This is a genomic window from Lactococcus fujiensis JCM 16395, from assembly GCF_002441655.1.
Classification (GTDB): Bacteria; Bacillota; Bacilli; order Lactobacillales; family Streptococcaceae; genus Lactococcus; species Lactococcus fujiensis.
In genome coordinates this window covers 56,220-74,710 of sequence record NZ_JXJU01000006.1, presented here as the reverse complement: position 1 = coordinate 74,710, position 18,491 = coordinate 56,220, and the positions used below count along the sequence as shown (strand labels likewise).

The 18,491-nt window shown below is 36.1% G+C and carries 20 protein-coding genes and 1 tRNA gene; 14 read left to right on the top strand and 7 right to left on the bottom strand.

Features of this window, described 5'->3' with window-relative positions:
- The first annotated feature begins 3 nt into the window (after window positions 1-3).
- From RT41_RS05970 to RT41_RS10630, 3 genes are read left to right on the top strand one after another with little or no spacing between them, the layout of a single operon-like run.
- Window positions 4-207: a DUF3173 family protein gene (locus tag RT41_RS05970; protein WP_054639504.1), complete on the top strand. Its 204-nt coding sequence runs from the start codon at window positions 4-6 to the stop codon at window positions 205-207.
- Window positions 188-880: a site-specific integrase gene (locus tag RT41_RS10635; RefSeq protein WP_245811622.1), complete on the top strand. Its 693-nt coding sequence runs from the start codon at window positions 188-190 to the stop codon at window positions 878-880. Before RT41_RS05970 ends, RT41_RS10635 begins: the two co-directional genes overlap by 20 nt.
- 6 nt (window positions 881-886) lie before the next feature.
- Entirely contained in the window at window positions 887-1,339 is a 453-nt protein-coding gene (locus tag RT41_RS10630; protein WP_342743689.1) for a site-specific integrase, read from the top strand.
- 133 nt (window positions 1,340-1,472) lie between these two features.
- On the opposite strand, the gene RT41_RS05960 is transcribed toward RT41_RS10630, so the two are convergent.
- The 3 genes from RT41_RS05960 to RT41_RS05950 form a co-directional block, all read right to left on the bottom strand.
- Complete coding sequence (locus RT41_RS05960; RefSeq protein WP_143467352.1) at window positions 1,473-2,789, bottom strand: AbiH family protein; 1,317 nt, start codon at window positions 2,787-2,789, stop codon at window positions 1,473-1,475.
- Window positions 2,790-2,958: 169 nt separating this feature from the next.
- Window positions 2,959-4,641, bottom strand: a complete 1,683-nt coding sequence (gene rnjA, locus RT41_RS05955) for a ribonuclease J1 (protein ID WP_096818165.1) — start codon at window positions 4,639-4,641, stop codon at window positions 2,959-2,961.
- A 207-nt stretch (window positions 4,642-4,848) separates the two neighbouring features.
- The gene (locus RT41_RS05950) at window positions 4,849-5,079 is read right to left on the bottom strand and encodes a DNA-directed RNA polymerase subunit epsilon (protein ID WP_054639502.1); all 231 of its coding nucleotides are present in this window, start codon (window positions 5,077-5,079) and stop codon (window positions 4,849-4,851) included.
- A gap of 272 nt (window positions 5,080-5,351) precedes the next feature.
- Between RT41_RS05950 and tsaB the strand changes: the two genes are divergently transcribed.
- The 6 genes from tsaB to RT41_RS05920 are packed head-to-tail and all read left to right on the top strand — an operon-like array spanning window position 5,352 to window position 9,665.
- A complete protein-coding gene (gene tsaB / locus RT41_RS05945; protein WP_096818163.1) occupies window positions 5,352-6,077 on the top strand; it encodes a tRNA (adenosine(37)-N6)-threonylcarbamoyltransferase complex dimerization subunit type 1 TsaB in 726 nt (241 codons plus the stop codon).
- The gene (gene rimI / locus RT41_RS05940; RefSeq protein WP_054639501.1) at window positions 6,031-6,597 is read left to right on the top strand and encodes a ribosomal protein S18-alanine N-acetyltransferase; all 567 of its coding nucleotides are present in this window, start codon (window positions 6,031-6,033) and stop codon (window positions 6,595-6,597) included. The genes tsaB and rimI (RT41_RS05940) overlap by 47 nt, the downstream gene beginning before the upstream one ends.
- A complete protein-coding gene (gene rimI / locus RT41_RS05935; RefSeq protein WP_054639500.1) occupies window positions 6,584-7,066 on the top strand; it encodes a ribosomal protein S18-alanine N-acetyltransferase in 483 nt (160 codons plus the stop codon). Before rimI (RT41_RS05940) ends, rimI (RT41_RS05935) begins: the two co-directional genes overlap by 14 nt.
- A 16-nt stretch (window positions 7,067-7,082) precedes the next feature.
- On the top strand, window positions 7,083-8,099 hold the full coding sequence (gene tsaD, locus RT41_RS05930) for a tRNA (adenosine(37)-N6)-threonylcarbamoyltransferase complex transferase subunit TsaD (RefSeq protein ID WP_096818160.1): 1,017 nt from the start codon (window positions 7,083-7,085) through the stop codon (window positions 8,097-8,099).
- A gap of 17 nt (window positions 8,100-8,116) precedes the next feature.
- Window positions 8,117-8,314: a DUF4649 family protein gene (locus RT41_RS05925; RefSeq protein WP_054639499.1), complete on the top strand. Its 198-nt coding sequence runs from the start codon at window positions 8,117-8,119 to the stop codon at window positions 8,312-8,314.
- A gap of 43 nt (window positions 8,315-8,357) precedes the next feature.
- Window positions 8,358-9,665, top strand: coding sequence for a glycosyltransferase family protein (locus tag RT41_RS05920; protein WP_096818158.1), 1,308 nt, complete (start codon window positions 8,358-8,360; stop codon window positions 9,663-9,665).
- A 26-nt stretch (window positions 9,666-9,691) separates the two neighbouring features.
- Here RT41_RS05920 and RT41_RS05915 read toward each other — a convergent pair whose 3' ends face one another.
- From RT41_RS05915 to RT41_RS05905, 3 genes are all read right to left on the bottom strand, one after another.
- Complete coding sequence (locus RT41_RS05915) at window positions 9,692-10,168, bottom strand: GyrI-like domain-containing protein (protein WP_054639497.1); 477 nt, start codon at window positions 10,166-10,168, stop codon at window positions 9,692-9,694.
- Between the two features lie 118 nt (window positions 10,169-10,286).
- Window positions 10,287-11,084, bottom strand: coding sequence for a hypothetical protein (locus tag RT41_RS05910; RefSeq protein WP_096818156.1), 798 nt, complete (start codon window positions 11,082-11,084; stop codon window positions 10,287-10,289).
- Window positions 11,085-11,128: 44 nt separating this feature from the next.
- Window positions 11,129-11,599 (bottom strand): early set domain-containing protein, encoded by a 471-nt coding sequence (locus RT41_RS05905; RefSeq protein ID WP_096818153.1) that lies wholly within the window; start codon window positions 11,597-11,599, stop codon window positions 11,129-11,131.
- 133 nt (window positions 11,600-11,732) lie between these two features.
- Here RT41_RS05905 and RT41_RS05900 point away from each other — a divergent pair.
- From RT41_RS05900 to RT41_RS05885, 4 genes are all read left to right on the top strand, one after another.
- Window positions 11,733-11,804, top strand: a tRNA-Glu gene (locus RT41_RS05900).
- 96 nt (window positions 11,805-11,900) lie between these two features.
- On the top strand, window positions 11,901-12,749 hold the full coding sequence (locus tag RT41_RS05895; RefSeq protein WP_096818151.1) for an aldo/keto reductase: 849 nt from the start codon (window positions 11,901-11,903) through the stop codon (window positions 12,747-12,749).
- A 187-nt stretch (window positions 12,750-12,936) separates the two neighbouring features.
- Window positions 12,937-14,388, top strand: a complete 1,452-nt coding sequence (gene gltX, locus RT41_RS05890; RefSeq protein WP_096818149.1) for a glutamate--tRNA ligase — start codon at window positions 12,937-12,939, stop codon at window positions 14,386-14,388.
- A gap of 194 nt (window positions 14,389-14,582) precedes the next feature.
- Entirely contained in the window at window positions 14,583-15,080 is a 498-nt protein-coding gene (locus RT41_RS05885) for a DUF6580 family putative transport protein (RefSeq protein ID WP_096818146.1), read from the top strand.
- A 6-nt stretch (window positions 15,081-15,086) separates the two neighbouring features.
- On the opposite strand, the gene RT41_RS05880 is transcribed toward RT41_RS05885, so the two are convergent.
- Window positions 15,087-17,375 carry a Xaa-Pro dipeptidyl-peptidase gene (locus RT41_RS05880; RefSeq protein WP_096818144.1) on the bottom strand — a complete coding sequence of 763 codons (2,289 nt, stop codon included), beginning with the start codon at window positions 17,373-17,375 and terminating at the stop codon, window positions 15,087-15,089.
- 215 nt (window positions 17,376-17,590) lie between these two features.
- Between RT41_RS05880 and gla the strand changes: the two genes are divergently transcribed.
- On the top strand, window positions 17,591-18,463 hold the full coding sequence (gene gla, locus RT41_RS05875) for an aquaglyceroporin Gla (protein WP_096818142.1): 873 nt from the start codon (window positions 17,591-17,593) through the stop codon (window positions 18,461-18,463).
- Window positions 18,464-18,491 lie beyond the last annotated feature (28 nt).

Genomic DNA, 18,491 nt, shown 5'->3' with positions numbered 1-18,491 from the left:
ATTATGTTTATTGATAAAAATGATTTAGTAAAATGTGGATTTGGTCCGTATCAAACGTATATGCTTATTAAACAATCAAAGGCAATCATGGTACAAAGAGGATTTGCTTACTATAAGTCTAACGGTGTTGGTAAAGTTCCAAAAGAAACTGTAGAAGAAATTCTCGGTACAAAGTTAGAAATTGAAAGTGTGGCAGATATTGCCTAAGGTTTCCCACGTATATAAAGATAAAGTGAGAGGAACGTATTATGCAGTCGTTTCTCTTGGTTTTGATGATATTACAGGTAAGAGGATTCAGAAAAAGAAAACAGGCTTTACAAGTCAAGTAGAAGCTCAAAAATGGTATGACTTTACAAAAGCAGATTTATCAAAAAGTTCAGTACAAATGAATAGTACAATGAGTTTCAAGACTTTTGTTGATAAATACTTTATGCCAGATTACAAGACACGGACAAAGTCGCAGACCTATGATGTTGGAGTAGCTCGATTGAAAAGATTAGATTATTTCTTTGATAGGAAATTAAGTTCAATTTCTCCGATAGTTATTCAAGATTGGCATAACTGTTTATTAGAAGAAAATGTATCTATGAGTTATATTTATTCCCTACATCAATTTTTACAAATAATCTTAAACTTTGCTGAGAAATTAGGACTTGTAAGCAGAAATAATGCTAAAGTTGCTGGAAATGTAAAAAGGTCAAGAGGTAAAGTTGATTTTTGGACAATTGAGGAATTTACTACTTTTATTCAGACTTTTAATAAAAAAAGAGTGAATGAAAAGCTGATGTTTACAGTTTATTGGTTTCTATTTTTTACAGGTCTGCGTATTGGAGAACTCCAGGCTCTGACTTGGAAAGATATTGATTTTGAGAAGAAGTAGGTATATATCCACAAATCTATTTATTATCGAAATCGAAAAAATTGGGAATTTACTGATACAAAAACTCAAAGTAGTGTTAGAAAACTATATCTTGATGATGATACATTGAAGTATATGAGAGAGTGGAAAGAAGTACAAGGACAAATCGGTAAAATTGATTTCATATTTTCAGACAATGGCTTACCTATTGTTAAAAATCGAGTGAATAAAATGTTAATTCGACATGCTGAAAAGATTAATATTAAACCAATTCGAGTACATGACTTAAGACATTCTCATGCTTCACTAATGCTACAGTTAGGAATGAATGATTTAGAATTAAAAAATCGCTTAGGACACTCTGATATAAGTATCACACTTGGTGTTTATTCACATCTTCACCCAACTGCAATGAGAAGTGTAGCAGATAAATTTAATGGACTAGTCAAGGTATCTGTGAGCGATAGCGAAATTTCTTAGGGGACTTAATTGTCCTTTTTTTTTTATATGTGTGTACAAGTGGAACGACAATATTAAACAGGGAGAAAAAGTGCGACAGTAAAAGCCTGATTTAGGAAATCAGACTTTTTAGGATAAATATTTTCTTCATTAGCTAGATTAAACACTCAAATAAGTTATTTATCGGTATTTCATTGATTTGTAAACGATTTTCCAATTGTAACTTTGTTAATAGGTTTCTTCCATGGTCTTGATTAGTAAACGTTGTTCCGTACTCTTCTATTAAATTTGTAACATTTTTTACTTGTTCTACACGTATAGTTTTCTTATCTACTCCTTCATATTGTGACCAGTAAAAAATAATTTTTGTATTGCTATGATAAAGGTCAACCGAGTCAAATATAGCTTGAAAGTATGAATAATCTGCTTCTCCAAGTCCATGACCATAAAATTTAATTATGTCTATATCAGAAGAAATATTCATTTTTGTATCTCTTCCACTTTCTAGTATGCGATATGATTTAGAAAATTCTATTGGTGGTTCTGTAAAATTATCTTTTAATTTATCATAGTCAATTCCAAAGAGAATATTTCCTTCACTAAGTGCACCATGTATATTTCTTAGATTGAGCTGTTTTAATGGTTCGGTATAGTTGAAAGATAAAATACTACTCATTATATCATCTTCAGAAAATAGTTTATTGATTGTATCTATTTCTTCAAAAAATAAATCAAATGAATCATATTCGGTAATATCTGTTAATATATCATTTAAGTATTGAATGGAAAAATCTGGCAGTTCCGAAGTGAGAATATAATATCCTATAATTAGAGATTTAATATAATAATTGTTGAGGTTCTCTTTTTTTATTTCTGAGAAAAAATCATCAATCTGTTCATCCTCGATATTGATTTGTTCTATAAGGTATTTGCAAAAGTCTTCTTCTAATAATAATAATTTCTTTATCAGTTGTTCTTGAAATGATTTTTTGGATGGAATCTCATAATAATAAGAATATAGAGAGGTAATTGCTGATGCTGTAAGTCTTAATGAAGGGTTAGAACCATTGAAAGAAATAAACTCCTCCAGTTGTTCTTTTACGATGTATTCATTTTCTTTTAATATTCCATTTGAATAAAAAATTTCTATGTTTTTTAATTCTATTAATATTTGTTTTTCGATATCAGTCCATCCATTAAAGTCTACTCTTCTATAATGTAAGCTCCTAAAAATATAGTACCAATAATTATTTTTAGACTCATCCTTATCAAGAATATATTCAAAAAAATGTCTATAAGTTGACTTAAGGCCGCAAGCTAAATCAAATCCATTTCCAAGAATTACTAACTGATTAAACGCCTTCTGATTTTCTACTATATTAACTTGTTGTGGGTATGCTCTAGTTAAACTGCTTAAATCAGGTAATTTTGGAACACTGAAATTGGGCATTTGGATATTAGGGTCAAGCATGATAACTACTCCTATTATTTATGAAAAAATTTTTTATATATTAATTATATCATAGGGGAGAATTAATATTTGTATAGTACAAGCATTTTTTTGTTTCTAAACTGTTGCTACGAGCAGTCAAAAAAGATAGTAACCCTTTAGGCTACTATCTTTATAATTATAATGAGCACTATTGATCAGGTGTCATAATCATTGGAACGACCAAAGGACTACGTTCTGTTTGTTTGTATAGGAATGGGCTAAGTGCTTCACGCATTGCGCGAGCTACGCTTGCTTCGTTTGCATTTTCATCTTGCATTGCCTCACGAATTGAGTTGAACAAAACACGTTGTCCTGAGCGAATTAAATCGCCAGATTCGCGCATATAGATGAAACCACGGCTGAGCAAATCAGGCCCAGCAAGGACAGTTCGATTTTCAAAGTCAACAGTTGCAACTGCAAGAACGATTCCATCCTCAGACAATTCGTGACGGTCATGCAAAACGGCATTTCCAACATCACCAATTCCAGAACCATCAACATAGGTATCAGATGCACCAAAATGGTCAGCATAACGTGCACTGTCAGCAGTCAAAGCCAAAACGTCTCCGTTTTCCAAGATGAAGCAATTTTCTTTTGGCACACCAACGTCTTGTGCAAGCCCAGAGTGAATTTTAAGCATCCGGTATTCCCCGTGAACAGGCATGAAATATTTAGGCTTAATCAAACGGAGCATCAATTTTTGTTCTTGTTGTCCACCATGACCTGATGTATGAATATTATTCATCTTTCCGTAAATAACTTCGGCACCAGCTTCGGAAATTTTGTTGATCAATTGATTTACGCCATAAGTATTTCCGGGAATTGCGTTAGATGAGAAGACGACTGTATCACCCATTTGTAAGGTAATGTGACGGTGCATTCCGTTAGCAATTCGCGAAAGAGCCGCCATTGGTTCACCTTGCGAACCTGTACACATAATAACAAGTTCGTGGCCGGGGTATTGGTTAATTTCACTCGGGTCAATAATCGTACCTTTTGGAGCGTGTAAATAACCAAGCTCAAGTCCATTTACAAGTGCCTTTTCCATTGAGCGTCCAAAAACGACGACATGACGGCCTGTTTTTACAGCACCATCAATCGCTTGTTGTAAACGGAAAATGTTTGATGCAAATGAGGCAAAAATAATCCGTCCTTCGATGCGTTCGAAAATTTTCATGATGCTTGCGCCGACAACTTTTTCAGAATTTGAGAAAGTTGGAATCTCAGCATTTGTAGAGTCAGACAACAAAAGCAAAACACCTTCGTCACCTAAGCGAGCCATGGCGTGCAAATCAGCGGGGTCACCTACTGGTGTAAAGTCAAATTTGAAGTCACCTGTTGCGACAATTTTCCCTTCCGGAGTATCAACAACAACGGCAATAGGTTCTGGAATAGAGTGAGTTGTACGGAAAAAACTCAAGCTCAAGTAATTAAATTTTATTACTGAATCAGGATGAATTTCGTATAATTTTGCATCACGCAAAAGACCATGTTCTTCAAGTTTACCACGGATTAACGCAAGACTGAGCGGTCCAGCATAAATGGGAATATTTGCTTGCTTAAGTAAGAACGGGATCCCCCCGATGTGGTCCTCGTGACCATGGGTAATGAAAAGCCCCTTTATGCGATCGATATTTTCAACGATGTAAGTATAGTCAGGGATGACATAATCAACACCTAAGAGATCATCTTCTGGAAATTTAATTCCAGCGTCAATGATGATAATTTCATCCTTGTACTCGACTCCGTAGGTGTTTTTTCCAATTTCGCCCAGTCCACCGATAGCGTAAACTGCGACTTCATTGGAATTAATTTTTAATTGTTTTGGCATGTGTTCCTTTCTTATGTTGGTATAGATAGATTAAATAATTAATTCCATATTTTTTTTAATGAATGCCTTTAATTAGCTCTTGATTCATGCAAATGAATCCTGAATAAAATGAGTTCCTCAAGGCAAAAAAATTTGTAAAACAAAATAACTTTAAACTTCACTCAATCTTGAGTAAAGTTTAAAGCAGTAGAATTTTTGCTTGTGAAATTAAAAAGTTGTAATTTCAAAATTGCCATTTTCTTGGTCATAAGCGACTGCATCATCGCTCAAGCCCTCAATAAATTCAACAACATAATCTGTATTTTGTGCAAGAATTTCGCGGCCTGCAATAACGCCAGCTTTTTCATCTTTCACATCAAGATCGAGGTACATTACTTGAGTTGTTTCACGACGTGGTGAACGGCTTTTATTTTTTTGGTAAAAAACTTTGAAAATCATAGGTTTATCATTAACGAGTCAGACTCGTTGTCCTTTCTTTTACAATTCTTCGTGTGTGCTTGTCACAATTGCATTACTTTAATTTTAGCATATTTATAACTTTTTGGAAAGAGAGAGTCTTTTTTTTGTGAAAGTAATCGCTGTCAAAGAAATAAAGGTGGAAGTTCAGGCTTTAGCGTGGTAAAATAGGATTGAAGGATTTTTGACTATATTTTGTCATCTAAAATGTATAAGAAATCAAAATTTTAAAAATATATGAAGAAAAGATTAAAATGAAACTTTTAGCATTAGATAGTTCATCAAAAGCCTTGTCGGTCGCCCTAGTTGACGATAAAACGATTCTAGGTGAAGTCACATTAAACTTGAAAAAAAATCATAGCACAACACTTATGACTGCTATTGATTTTTTAATGGCACAAAGTGAAATGGCGCCAAATTCGATAGACCGGATTGTAGTGGCTCAAGGACCAGGCTCATATACCGGGCTTCGTTTGGCTGCAACGGTTGGAAAAACACTTGCATACACATTAAATAAGGATATCGTTGGGGTCTCAAGTCTGTTGTCAATTGCCAGTCGAATTAAAACAAAAGATGCCTTAGTCGTTCCAGTTATGGATGCACGACGTGGAAATGCCTACGCTGCTGTTTACCAAAATGGTCGAGCATTAGTTCCTGATCAACACTGCCTCTTTTCCGAATTTTTAGCTGATATGAGCAAAAAGATTACGGATTTTAATCTTGTGATTTTTACTGGAGAAACAGGAAACTTTATTGAGGATATTAAGGCAGCAGGATTTCAGGATGAACAAATTCTGACAGATAGTTTGGTCGTTTTGCCATCTGCCTACGACTTAGCACTCATCGGTGCTAAGTTGGACATTGTGCCTGCACATGGATTTGCTCCACATTATTTGAAGAAGGTGGAAGCTGAAGAGAAATGGTTGGAAACACATGAAGAAGCTGAGAATGCTGCTAGCGGATACGTTCAGAGGATTTAACCCAAGACGTTATCTTGAAATGGATGAAATCGAATTAGAAAGTAATCTTAACGGCGTTGCTTATCGTTTAGCAGAGCGCCGAGACATTGTTGACATGCTTGCTATTGAGCGTGATGTGTATGAGGGAGAGGTTCCTTGGACGTTTTCGCATTTTGAACATGAAATTGTCCAGAATAAAGATGCTTTTTTTGTCGTTGCCGAAATTGATAATAAAGTCGTTGGCTTCATTGGCGCTCGTCTTACTGATAAAGGTGTAAATATTCATATTTCTAATTTGGCTGTTTTACGCGATTATCAAAAACGAGGAATCGCAACCACATTAATTAATCAGATTGTTCGATTAATGAGTAATTTAGGTAAGAATCAAATGACTTTGGAAGTCCGTCGTGACAATACAAAGGCACAAGGACTCTATCGTCGTAATGGATTTGAAACTGACAACTTGATGCCTAATTATTATGAAGATGGCGCAGATGCAATTTGGATGGTCAAAAAGTTGAGAAATAATGTTGAAAATTAAGCAATTTGACCCTAATCAGGATGAACTGAGCACATTTAGTCAAATCATTTTTGACATTTTAAAAGTGTCGGACGGACATGCCTCATGGTCATTGAATTTTATTGAGACCGATTTAATGGCAACTAAATCAGTCTATTATTTTGCCGAAATTGACAAAAAAATCGTTGGCTTTTTGTCAACGATTGATTTAGTAGACGAAATTGAAATCAGTAATATCGCGGTTTTACCTGAAAAGCGTGGGCAAGGAATTGCTTCACACTTGATAGAGAAAATTCCATTTGATTGGGGACATCAGCAAATGGATGGAACGATTAAAACGATTTTTTTAGAAGTTCGGGCGACAAATTTGCCAGCACAAAGGCTTTACGAAAAATATGATTTTGATGCATTTCACATCCGAAAAAATTATTATACAGAACCGCAGGAAGATGCAATCCTAATGCGGCGAACTAAAAAAATTAGTAAATAAAGAGAAAAGAATAAGAATGAAAGACAATTATATACTAGCATTTGAAACATCTTGTGATGAAACATCAGTGGCTGTTCTAAAAAATGGAACAGAACTTTTAACAAATATTATTGCTAGTCAAATCAATAGTCATAAGCGTTTTGGTGGAGTTGTTCCAGAAGTGGCAAGCCGTCATCACGTAGAACAAATCACAGCCTGCATTGATGAAGCGCTTGTTCAAGCTGGAATTTCGGCAGAAGATTTGAACGCAGTTGCTGTTACCCAAGGTCCTGGTCTCGTTGGAGCATTACTCATTGGGATTATGGCTGCAAAAACTTTTGCATGGGCACATCACTTGCCACTAATTCCTGTCAATCATATGGCAGGTCATATGATGGCTGCTGCTCTAGTTGATAAAATTGAATATCCTGCGATGGCTTTACTTGTTTCTGGAGGTCATAGCGAACTTGTTTATGTTGAAAAAGAAGGAAGCTACAAAAAAGTAGGTGAAACACGAGACGATGCTGCTGGTGAAGCATATGATAAAGTTGGTCGCGTAATGGGCTTGACTTATCCTTCTGGAAAAGCTATTGACGAGTTAGCGCACAAAGGAAAGGACACTTATCATTTTCCACGTGCTATGATGTCTACTCACGAAATTGAATTTTCATTTTCTGGTTTAAAATCTGCTTTTATTAATACCGTTCATAATGCAGAACAAAAGGGTGAAGATTTAGTTAAAGACGACTTGGATAACCTTGCTGCCTCTTTCCAAACTGCTGTTCTTGATGTTTTAATTGGTAAAACGAAATTAGCATTGGAAAAATATCCCGTTAAAACATTGATTGTAGGAGGAGGAGTCTCTGCTAATCAAGGCCTCCGGGAACGTTTGGCGAATGAAATTACAGAAGCTAAGGTCATTGTTCCACCATTGCGTTTGTGTGGAGATAATGCAGGAATGATTGCTGCTGCGGCTTATATCGAAATGAAAAAAGAAAATTATGCTGGCTTAGATCTCAATGCTAAACCAAGTTTGGTTTTTGATACTCTTTAATTTTGGAGGATTTTTAAATGATGAAATTAACTTTTAAACAATCAAGTGGATTGACTTATACAGAAGAATTTGAAAGCCCAGCTGCTTTTATCTCAGCACAATTAGCAGATTATGATGTCATTCCTGATGAAGATTTAGTTTTAGAACTTATCATTGATGATAAAATTGTTGAATTTGTAGGTAATGTTGGAGAATTATATTACGAATTAAGCTAATTGATTCAAGAATTATTTAATTTCTAAAAAAAGGAAGTGATCTATGAGGAAGAATTACTCGCTTGTTTTAAAAATTATTGTAGTAGTGTCATATTTTTTCTTATGTTTTTTTGTAGCAGGGCATTTGCCTCCGCTTAGAGCACCAGATGAAATAGCTCGTTTTCAGTTATCAAATTTTATTTACTTACATCATCATCTTCCAATTGGTACTGAAGCTGTTGTTCGAATACCCCATTGGGGGTTTTCCTACGCCATGGAGCCATATTTACCGTCAATGCTGGCTGTTCTGGTTATGAAAACAATCGGAACTTGGTTCTCTTTTAAGGTCGCGATTGGAAGTTTATTATTATCAGCGCGGATGGTGAGTGTCCTTTCTGCTGTGGGAATTATGATTTTTTCATACAAAATAGGGTCTAGAATTTTTAATAAATTAACTCCTACGTTGTTGTTTGTAGCCTTTTCAAGCTTTTTACCTCAAATTATTTTCTTGGGTGCATATCTGAATAATGATATATTTTCGATTTTTTCGACTTATATGATTTTTTATTTTTTGATTAGAGGGCAACAGACGCGGTGGGACTGGTGCAGCTGTGTTGGTTTAATTATTTCTGTTTCGGCTTGTATTTTAACTTATTATTCAGCTTATGCTTTTGTGCTAATGGCTGTTATGATTTATTTTATTGACCACAAAGTGACAGAAAAAGATTATCTGATTAAAACAGTTACTATAGTTGGGGGCGTTTTTACATTATCTGCTTGGTTTTTCATTCGAAATTATGCTCATTTTGGTGACTTTTTGGGAATTAAAACGACTGCTGAATATTATGAAAAATTTGGTGCTAATGTAGCTCACCCCGGTGGCCAATATTTCAATAATATCATCGAAATGATTTTTTCAAACCACTCTATTTTTGGGCCAGATCCGGGTTGGTTAGTTATGACGATAAAAAGTGCCATCGGAATGTTTGGTTTTATGGAAGTTCGATTTGCTAATAAGATTTATTTGCTCTATTTTTTGATTTTAATAATTGGATGTATTTTGGGACTTAATTCACTTATTCGTCACCGTAATAATTTTACGGTAACACAAAAATTCATGTTCTTGTTTTTGACCTTCTGTCTTGCTTTACCATTTGCTTTATCCGCTTATGCCTCTTATTTCCGAGATTATCAGGCCCAGGGGCGATATGTCTTGTCGGCCTTGCTCCCGGTAATGTTACTCGCGACAGAAGGGTACCGTTGGCTAGCAAGTAAAACGCATCAGATATTACTCTATCTGCTGACGGGGGGCTGGGTTTTGTTAGGACTTTATCTAATCAAAACCTATCTATTTCCAATTCTTATCCCATAATAAAAAAGCTAGTTTAACTAGCTTTTTTATTTTTTGACAACAGGCACCCAGAATTCTCCATAATAGGTCCCGTCTGTATTTTTCTCACGATAGGTGGCATTTGGCCCTCCTATGTAGGCATAGTCTTTGATCTGACTGAGGACCTCACCAAAGGCTTGATAAGTTAATTGGTCAAATAGCTCATCTTTGGGGCCGCTCCCACTGACAACGATATACTCACTGTCCGGAAATTCAATCAGTCGTGTTGCATTATCAACTGTTGAATGTGTTTCTACCGCAAAATAGTTCCACGGTTTTCCTTGGTAAACTTCATTAACTGACCATTCTCGATGATTTTTTGCTACTTTTTTGAGGTCATCGAATTTACCTGTAACTTGTAAATCATTCCAAAATTTATTTTTTTCTGAAATAAGGGCTTGACTATCTTGAAAGGGAGCAGTGATAACAAAACCGTAACCTGTCAGTGTAAAGCCAGTTTTATGAACTAAAGTGTAATTTGCCAATTTTTCTCCTTTGATCTATGAATTAAACAGATTGATTTTTTTAAACGAAGATCTGTAAGTGCTGACAAAAATACAAAGTGCAGTCAAGTGATCATTCAAAAACGACAACTTTTCCAGTTTATTGAACAACTGTGAGTTCATGAATTGTTCTTCCTTGATCGTCAATCATTTCGAGCCAGCTGTTCGTCCCAGCAAAATAAAGAAAATGACCGACCTCATTTACCGAACGTAAAATAATATCTTCAATGGTCACATAAGTTTCATGATTCCACTTAGCTGCGTTTTCGTCACGTAAATTGGCAGTGAATTTGGCAGGAAGTCCAAGTGTTCCGTCTTTTCGACGCGGCGCTGCCTCTTCAGTCAGCATCTTAGCCCCTGCAAAAAGGCGCATTTCATTTGACTTTTGCCAAACAACGGTACCAGTGGCTCCTTCGTGCTTAATATGAAATTCAATGGTTGAAATAGTCTTTTTCCAACGATGTTGAGCTTTTGGAGAAACATATTTCTTTTTTTCCAATTTAATTGAAAATGCTGATAAAGCTGTCAATAGTTCATCTGCAGCCTTGGCAGAGGCGTTATATATATTCTTAGGAAGCTTGATTTTTTCAGGCTGTCCTACTAATTTTATTCCAGTTTCCTCAGCAGTTTGGACAAAATATTGAACAAATTGCCCTAAATCGATGTCGTAAACACGAGGGTCAATAATGACCAAACGGTCGAATTCAATTTTGGGAATAGATGGTTTATTTGCTGAAATCATTTTGATCTGATTTTTTTTCAACAAGAAGAAAAACTCATTTTCTGAAAGTTCAAAACGGTTGTTGTTGCAATTAATGAGTTTCATTTTTGCACCAGAGGCCATTTCAATTGAAAGTTCTTCATCGTCAACAGTGACTGTAAAACTGATTTTATTCATGGTTTCATTATACTAAATTTTTGTCATTGATTACAGGTATATTTTTAGATTTTTTCAACCCGGAGCGCCATTTCGCCATAAAATTTATTTTTCTCAACAGATTTGACGAAAGTGGCGTTACCCGGTCCAATGTATTTATAATCAGAGGCTTCTTTTAAGCCTTGTCCAAAGACCATGCTAGTGATTTCATCTGCCAAGGTCATTTCATTGGTGCCATTTGCTGAAAAGATCAAATAATCTCCTGCAAGAAAATCCAAGACTACTGCACCGTCTAAATTGAATTCTCCCATAACACCAAATCCTCGCCAAGCCTTACCATCAAGAACATAATTAATTTGGTAAATTTGGCCATCACTCAAAGCTGTCAGCGCTGATAGGCTTCCGTTGGCTATAATTTCAGCTTTTTTTGCTGAGGTACGAGCAGCATTCCCTTGCCAATCATTAAAATCGTCGAAGGAAACGCCGAAAGCGGTCATTTTATAGTTCTTTGCAACGTGTTTAATTGAGTATTCCATTAGATTTCTCTTTTCTTTTTTTGATAATTCAAGTATAAATCTAAAAGGTATCAAAAAATGATACCTTTAAAAAATTGTTAAATTTTTGACAAGCTTAAAAAAGAGTGCTAGACTTAAACTTAGAGTTAATTAAGGTCCCATCTTCTAATGGTTAGGAAACTGGTTTCTCATTCCGGAAATAGGGGTTCGATTCCCCTTGGGACTATCATTAAGGTTTGGCTTAGGTCAAATCTTTTTTTTGTTAAAAAAAATCGAATTTCATGTTATCATAGAATAAATACAAGATAAAAGGAGTTGAAAGATGAGTTTGACAGCTACATATCTTTTACCAAATGGGATGAAAATCCCCAAAGTTGGTTTTGGGACCTGGCAATCAAAAGATGGAGAAGAAGCCTATCAGGCAGTAAAAACTGCGCTCGAAACAGGCTATCGACACATTGATACGGCGGCTATTTATGGTAATGAAGAATCTGTTGGACGGGCAATTAAAGATTCTGGCATTGATCGAGCGGACTTATTTGTGACGACAAAATTATGGGATACGGCCCTGACAACAGAAGATGCAGCAGTCGAAATAAACGAAAGTTTGAACAAACTGGGCTTAGATTATGTCGATTTATATTTGATCCATTGGCCAAACCCCATATCTTCTCGCCCTCATTTTGCTCAACGTAATGAACGTGTTTGGCGCGCCATGGAACAAGCTGTCCGCGCTGGCAAAATCCGTGCCATTGGGACTTCAAATTTTCATGCGAGACATTTAGAACCACTATTGGAAGTGGCAGAAATCAAACCTGTGGTCAATCAAATCATGATTAACCCAACTGACCAGCAGGAAGAAATTGTAGCCTTTAATCAAGCGCATAATATTTTCACGGAGGCCTATAGTCCTCTTGGAACTGGTAAAATCTTGTCTATTCCAGAGCTTCAAGACATTGCTGCGAGCTATAAAAAATCGGTTGCGCAAGTCGTATTACGCTGGTCACTCCAGAAAGGCTACTTGCCACTACCAAAATCGGTGACTCCTGCACGAATAAAGGAAAATGCTGATCTTTTTGATTTTGAGTTAGATGAAAATGATATTAAAACAATTGACGGTTTTCACGGTATAGCGGGTCTTGCTCGCAATCCAGATGAAAATTCTCATTAAAATTCAATAGAGATAAGGAATAACAGCTTTTGACTGTTGTTTTTTCGTCCTCTTGCTTTACTTTTTAAAAATATAGCTGTCCGATTAAAATTTTAAGAACAAGCACAGACAAGCCATTCAATTTGTGGTAAAATAGAAATGATTATGGACAAGATAATTGTTCAAATATAGGAGAAATATATTTATCATGTCAGATAAAATTCGCGTACGTTACGCACCATCACCAACAGGACTTTTGCATATTGGAAATGCCCGTACTGCATTGTTCAACTACCTCTTTGCCCGTCACTATAACGGAACTTTCATCATTCGTATTGAAGATACGGACCGTAAACGACATGTTGAAGATGGAGAGCGTAGCCAGCTTGAAAACTTACGTTGGTTAGGAATGGATTGGGACGAAAGCCCAGAAACTCACGAACGTTATCGCCAATCAGAACGTCTTGACATTTATCAAGGCTATATTGATCAATTACTCGAAGAAGGAAAAGCATACTATTCTTATCGTACAGAAGAAGAACTAGCTGCAGAGCATGAACGTCAAGAAGCTGCTGGCGAAACACCACATTATACCAATGAATATATTGGGATGACAGAAGATGAAAAAACAGCTTATGTTGCAGAACGTAAAGCTGCTGGGATTGTTCCAACTGTTCGTATCAAAGTTTCTACAACTTCTATTTACAAATGGAATGACATTGTGAAAGGTGAAATTTCATTTGAAGGTGGTAACATTGGTGGGGACTGGGTTATTCAAAAGAAAGATGGCTACCCTACCTATAACTTTGCAGTCGTTGTTGACGATCACTTGATGGAGATTAGTCATGTTATCCGCGGAGATGATCACATCGCTAACACACCTAAACAATTGATGATTTATGAAGCACTTGGTTGGGAAGCTCCACAATTTGGTCACATGACTTTGATTATTAATTCTGAAACAGGGAAAAAACTTTCAAAACGTGATACAAATACACTTCAATTTATCGAAGATTACCGTAAAAAAGGCTACATGTCAGAAGCGGTCTTTAACTTCCTTGCTTTCCTTGGTTGGAACCCTGGTGGAAATGAAGAAATTTTCTCACGTGATGAATTGATTAAATTATTTGATGAAAAACGTTTATCTAAAGCTCCAGCTGCATTTGACCAAAAGAAAATGGACTGGATTGACAATGAATATATCAAACATGCTCCTCTTGAACGCGTTGTCGAAATGGCAAAGCCCTTCCTAGAAGCTGCAGGTCGTCTTGATGAACGTGCAGAAAAATTCGTGGAAATGTATCAACCTCAAATGAAATCTGCTGAAGAAATCGTTCCTTTGACAGACTTGTTCTTTGGTGAAATGCCTGAATGGGATGAGGCCGAAAAAGAAATGATGTCACTCGAAACGTCACCAGTTGTTGTGGCTGCATTCAAAGAAAAATTAGCTGCCATTCCTGAAGCTGATTTCACATCGGAAAATATTTATCCTTTGTTTAAACAAGTTCAAAAAGAAACTGGTGTAAAAGGTAAAAATCTCTGGATGCCAATTCGCATTGCCTCAACAGGTTCAATGCATGGCCCAGAACTACATAATGCTATTGCCCTTCTAGGCAAAGAAGTTTCATTGAATCATTTAGAAACAGCGCTTAAAAAATAAGAATTCTTTTGGGATACAAATAAAAATGCTGTTAGCAATGACAGTGTTTTTTTGCACTCTTATTCTTGTGTAAGTTACAAAATTCACTAACAAATTGACTTTTAAGGGAGTTCAGCCAGATTAAAAATAGGGTTTTAAATTTTCTAGTTGTGAAAAAAATAGTACTTTTTGCATAAATTTGATATGATATTTTCATGAGAAAAAAATTAGTTTATCGTCTTGCATTAATCGCAATATTAGCAGCACTTAGCTGTGTTCTTCGAATCGCCTTTGTTGACTTTCCAAATGTCAAACCAATCACAGCCATGTTTTTTGCCTTTGCCTTATGGATTGGACTTTGGGATTCAATTGCAATCATGGGACTAACTATGCTTTTGACTGGAATTCTGCTGGGCTTTTCGCCAATAGTATTTGGCCAAATTTTCGTCTACGCTATAATTATTGCTTTTTTTAAGGCTATAGGGAAGCTTACCAAAAATGTTTTCGTCCTTTCAATAAGTGCTGGTTTTCTCGCCTTTGTCTTTGGTGCTCTGATTGATGTTTTATCAGGGCTCATGTATGGTTTTGGAACAGGTGGCTACATTGCTTATTGGATTGCAGGGCTCCCCTTTGATACCGCCCATGCCATCTCAACTTTAATATTTTATCCCATCGTTATAATGATTTTAGGGAGAATAAAAGCACTCCAATGAGTGCTTTTATTTTTCAATTGGGAAAATAATTTTAGATTGTGATAAATCAATGTCATAGGTAACATGCCGATTGTCTCTGACAGTATGTTCGAAGTCAGTGCTATAAATCAAAATCCGAATTTTATCCCCTTTTTCTAATTTGTAGATGGTTGGTTGAACGCCAAAGTGAACGTCAAGCCATTCATTTTCAGGGATTTCTGATATTTCCATTAAATCATTTCGATTTTGTAAATTTAAGAATCCTTTAGTCATAACTTGATAAGGACAGTTGACTAATGGCAATTCTTGCAGGTTTTCCAATTCAAAATTTCGCCCTCGATCGATTGCCTTTGGATCAATAATTTGAGTCGTATCTCGCAGACGTTTTTTCTCACCAAAATCTAAGATTTGAGCAGATAAAAGTCCTTTATTGTCATTTATTTTTAATTTGAGGTCGAGCTCAATTGCACCATTTACAAATATTTCATGCGTCATTTCAAGGTCAACGACTGTAGCTTGTGTTTTTCCTTCAAATAAATCTTTTTTGAAAACATTAAAATCAGCGCTGTAACGTTCAAAAGTAGCAAGGTCATAATGATTTTCGAATTGACTCAATGAGACAGCTGTTTTTGCGAGGGGCATAGATAATTTTACTTCTGAACCCCAGTTTTTGAGACTTGTAAATGATTGATATTTAGAATTTTCTTGTAAAATAATTGGAGGAAGATTAAGATTCAATGGTTTCTCTAATAATTTAGCCGAAAAGTACGTATTAATACATTCTGTGAAGTCCAATGACTGCCAATTATGATTATAAATGTGTGAGCCGCGGTGAAGAAAAATGTGTTTTGCTTGATTGGCAGGAAGAGCATTCCAAAAATTATAAGCTTGTTCTGGGGTCACATTCCAATCCTGTAAACCATGGTCAATTAAAATATCAGCTTTGACTTTATCCACATTGAGCAAATAATTACGGTTATTCCAGAATTGATTATAATCTCCTGATTGACGGTCAAGGTCTGAAGTCATTTTACTGAGTAATTCTTGGTATTGCTCATTGTTTTTTATGTAATCAGCACCGTCCATGTTTTTAGAATAAGTCAATTCAGCCAGAACGTCAAGGTCTTCTCCAGGGAATCCGCCAGGAGAGCGGACTAGACCATTTTCACGATAATAGTGGTACCAAGAAGAAATTCCGGCCTCAGCTAAAATAACTTCGAGACCATCAATTCCAGTTGTTGCTGCTGCATAAGCCATTGTTCCCAGATACGATTTACCAGTCATTGCAACCTTGCCATTAGCCCAGGTAGCAACAATTTCGTGCGTCTTCTTGCGCGACGTATAAGCTCGTGTGCGACCATTGAGCCAGTCAATTACTGCACAAATTGAATAAACTTGGTGGTAGTCGCCAGAAGTCTGGAAACCGTCTGAACCTCGTGTTCCTACTCCAGCAACATAAATCGAAGCGAAACCACGTGCTAAGAAATAATCGTTCAATGAATAAGTCCATCCATGAGTGAAATGCATAGGAGCCTCATCCACAGCTGGCTTTTCTTTAGTATCAAAATGTACTTTTTCAGGTAAACGATGCTCTACTTCAATATGTCCAGGCTCTTTTTTCTTCAATTCAGTTTTCATATCGTGCAGCCTGTTATCATTAGCTTTGTCATTGGTACCTAGATGATAAGGACTTGCTGTCATTACTGATGGAATTTGTTGGCGTGAAATAGGGCGGATAATCTGAACTTTTATCAGATCATATTGTCCACGGTTGTAAGTATCAACAGGACTTTCTACCCAAACCACTTCTCTTTTTAATTGAGTTGTGTCAAATGTAGCTAAGGCTTTGTCGTTGAAAAAATGATAGTCATTATCCACGGGAAGCAGACCTTCTGAAACCCAGTATTCAACTAAACTCATTCCATTTTTTCGGCGTGTTAAGAGAAGTAGGTAAAAAGCTTCAAAAAGATTTTCACTGTTCATTTGGCCTTCAAATTGAGGGAGATTAATTGATTTTGCAAATGCTTGTGCTTTCCCGATTTCAAATTCAAAATTTGGAACGAAGTCGAGCAGTTGTAAAGCGATTGTCCAAAAAATTCCCCAATCCAGTGCTGTTGTTTTAGAACGCAAAAAGTCCATTATATCAAGTTTTTCTGTGGCTTGAATAACTGTCATATCAATTGGACTTTGAATCAAAAAGTCTTTCAAAATCTTTTTTTCGTCCCAGAAAACGGACCATTTAAAGCCCAAATGATCTAAATCAGCTAATTTTTCATCAAATGTTTTTTCAACGATTGAAAAATGATTGAATTTCATATTTCGTCTGCTCCTTACCTTTTCAAAAATTGCGCCCATGTTAAAAAATACAAGAAATTGGCAATTTCCAATTTTTATAATTATATCAAATTTTCTGTAAAGTTGCAGAATGTGAATAAATACCCTTACATTAGGAATTAACTTGTTTTATCTTGTGATTTTTGATACAATCAACTAGTCTTTATTACAAATAACTATTGGAGGTTTTTTTAGACATGGATTATTCATGGATGGTGAAATACATCACAGAATTTATCGGAACAGCTTTACTTATTATTTTAGGAAATGGAGCTGTTGCGAACGTTGAACTCAAAGGTACTAAGGCATACAAGCAAAGCTGGTTGATTATTGCCTGGGGATACGGCCTTGGTGTGATGTTACCAGCAATTGCGCTTGGAAATGTAACAGCGCAAATCAATCCAGCCTTTACAATCGGTCTTGCTGCAAGCGGTTTTTTCCCTTGGGCACACGTTGCTCAATATATTTTGGCTCAATTGCTCGGTGCAATTGTGGGCCAATTGATTGTTGTTATGGTTTATCGCCCTTACTATCTTAAAACAGAAAATGCAAATTCAATCTTGGGAACATTCTCAACGATTGATGCAGTAGATGACAACGATAGCAAAACACGTTTTGGTGCTCAAGTGAATGGCTTCTTAAACGAGTTTGTTGGTTCATTCATCTTGTTCTTTGGAGCAATGGGAATCACCAATCTTTTTTACGGAAAAGAATTGATTACTTGGTATACAAAATTTGCGGCGAAACAAGGGGCTAATGTTTCAAGCACAGACGTTCTCAATCAAATTAATCTTGCAGCGTCTGGTACTGCTGCCTCTAGAGCAATCGGTATGGTTGTCCTTGGTTTCCTCGTCCTTGTTTTGGTCGCTTCTCTCGGGGGACCAACAGGACCAGGGTTGAACCCAGCACGTGACCTTGGGCCTCGTTTAGTTCATGCCCTTCTTCCTAAATCCGTTCTTGGTGAAGGAAAAGGGGATTCAAAATGGTGGTATGCATGGGTACCTGTTATTTCACCTATCCTTGCTGCACTTGCAGCTGTAGCACTCTTTAAATTGATCTACTTAAAATAAATTAAATTAAAATAAAAACACGCGTAGC

What these genes read in the sequence shown, in the direction of transcription:
- RT41_RS05905 (WP_096818153.1), bottom strand. Translation starts at nt 11,599, where the DNA reads ATGGAATACTCAATTAAACACGTTGCAAAGAACTATAAAATGACCGCT.
- tsaD (WP_096818160.1), top strand. Translation starts at nt 7,083, where the DNA reads ATGAAAGACAATTATATACTAGCATTTGAAACATCTTGTGATGAAACA.
- RT41_RS05910 (WP_096818156.1), bottom strand. Translation starts at nt 11,084, where the DNA reads ATGAATAAAATCAGTTTTACAGTCACTGTTGACGATGAAGAACTTTCA.
- rimI (WP_054639500.1), top strand. Translation starts at nt 6,584, where the DNA reads ATGTTGAAAATTAAGCAATTTGACCCTAATCAGGATGAACTGAGCACA.
- RT41_RS05960 (WP_143467352.1), bottom strand. Translation starts at nt 2,789, where the DNA reads ATGCTTGACCCTAATATCCAAATGCCCAATTTCAGTGTTCCAAAATTA.
- rimI (WP_054639501.1), top strand. Translation starts at nt 6,031, where the DNA reads ATGAAGAAGCTGAGAATGCTGCTAGCGGATACGTTCAGAGGATTTAAC.
- rnjA (WP_096818165.1), bottom strand. Translation starts at nt 4,641, where the DNA reads ATGCCAAAACAATTAAAAATTAATTCCAATGAAGTCGCAGTTTACGCT.
- tsaB (WP_096818163.1), top strand. Translation starts at nt 5,352, where the DNA reads ATGAAACTTTTAGCATTAGATAGTTCATCAAAAGCCTTGTCGGTCGCC.
- RT41_RS05885 (WP_096818146.1), top strand. Translation starts at nt 14,583, where the DNA reads ATGAGAAAAAAATTAGTTTATCGTCTTGCATTAATCGCAATATTAGCA.
- RT41_RS05925 (WP_054639499.1), top strand. Translation starts at nt 8,117, where the DNA reads ATGATGAAATTAACTTTTAAACAATCAAGTGGATTGACTTATACAGAA.
- gltX (WP_096818149.1), top strand. Translation starts at nt 12,937, where the DNA reads ATGTCAGATAAAATTCGCGTACGTTACGCACCATCACCAACAGGACTT.
- RT41_RS05880 (WP_096818144.1), bottom strand. Translation starts at nt 17,375, where the DNA reads ATGAAATTCAATCATTTTTCAATCGTTGAAAAAACATTTGATGAAAAA.
- RT41_RS05920 (WP_096818158.1), top strand. Translation starts at nt 8,358, where the DNA reads ATGAGGAAGAATTACTCGCTTGTTTTAAAAATTATTGTAGTAGTGTCA.
- RT41_RS05895 (WP_096818151.1), top strand. Translation starts at nt 11,901, where the DNA reads ATGAGTTTGACAGCTACATATCTTTTACCAAATGGGATGAAAATCCCC.
- gla (WP_096818142.1), top strand. Translation starts at nt 17,591, where the DNA reads ATGGATTATTCATGGATGGTGAAATACATCACAGAATTTATCGGAACA.
- RT41_RS05950 (WP_054639502.1), bottom strand. Translation starts at nt 5,079, where the DNA reads ATGATTTTCAAAGTTTTTTACCAAAAAAATAAAAGCCGTTCACCACGT.
- RT41_RS05970 (WP_054639504.1), top strand. Translation starts at nt 4, where the DNA reads ATGTTTATTGATAAAAATGATTTAGTAAAATGTGGATTTGGTCCGTAT.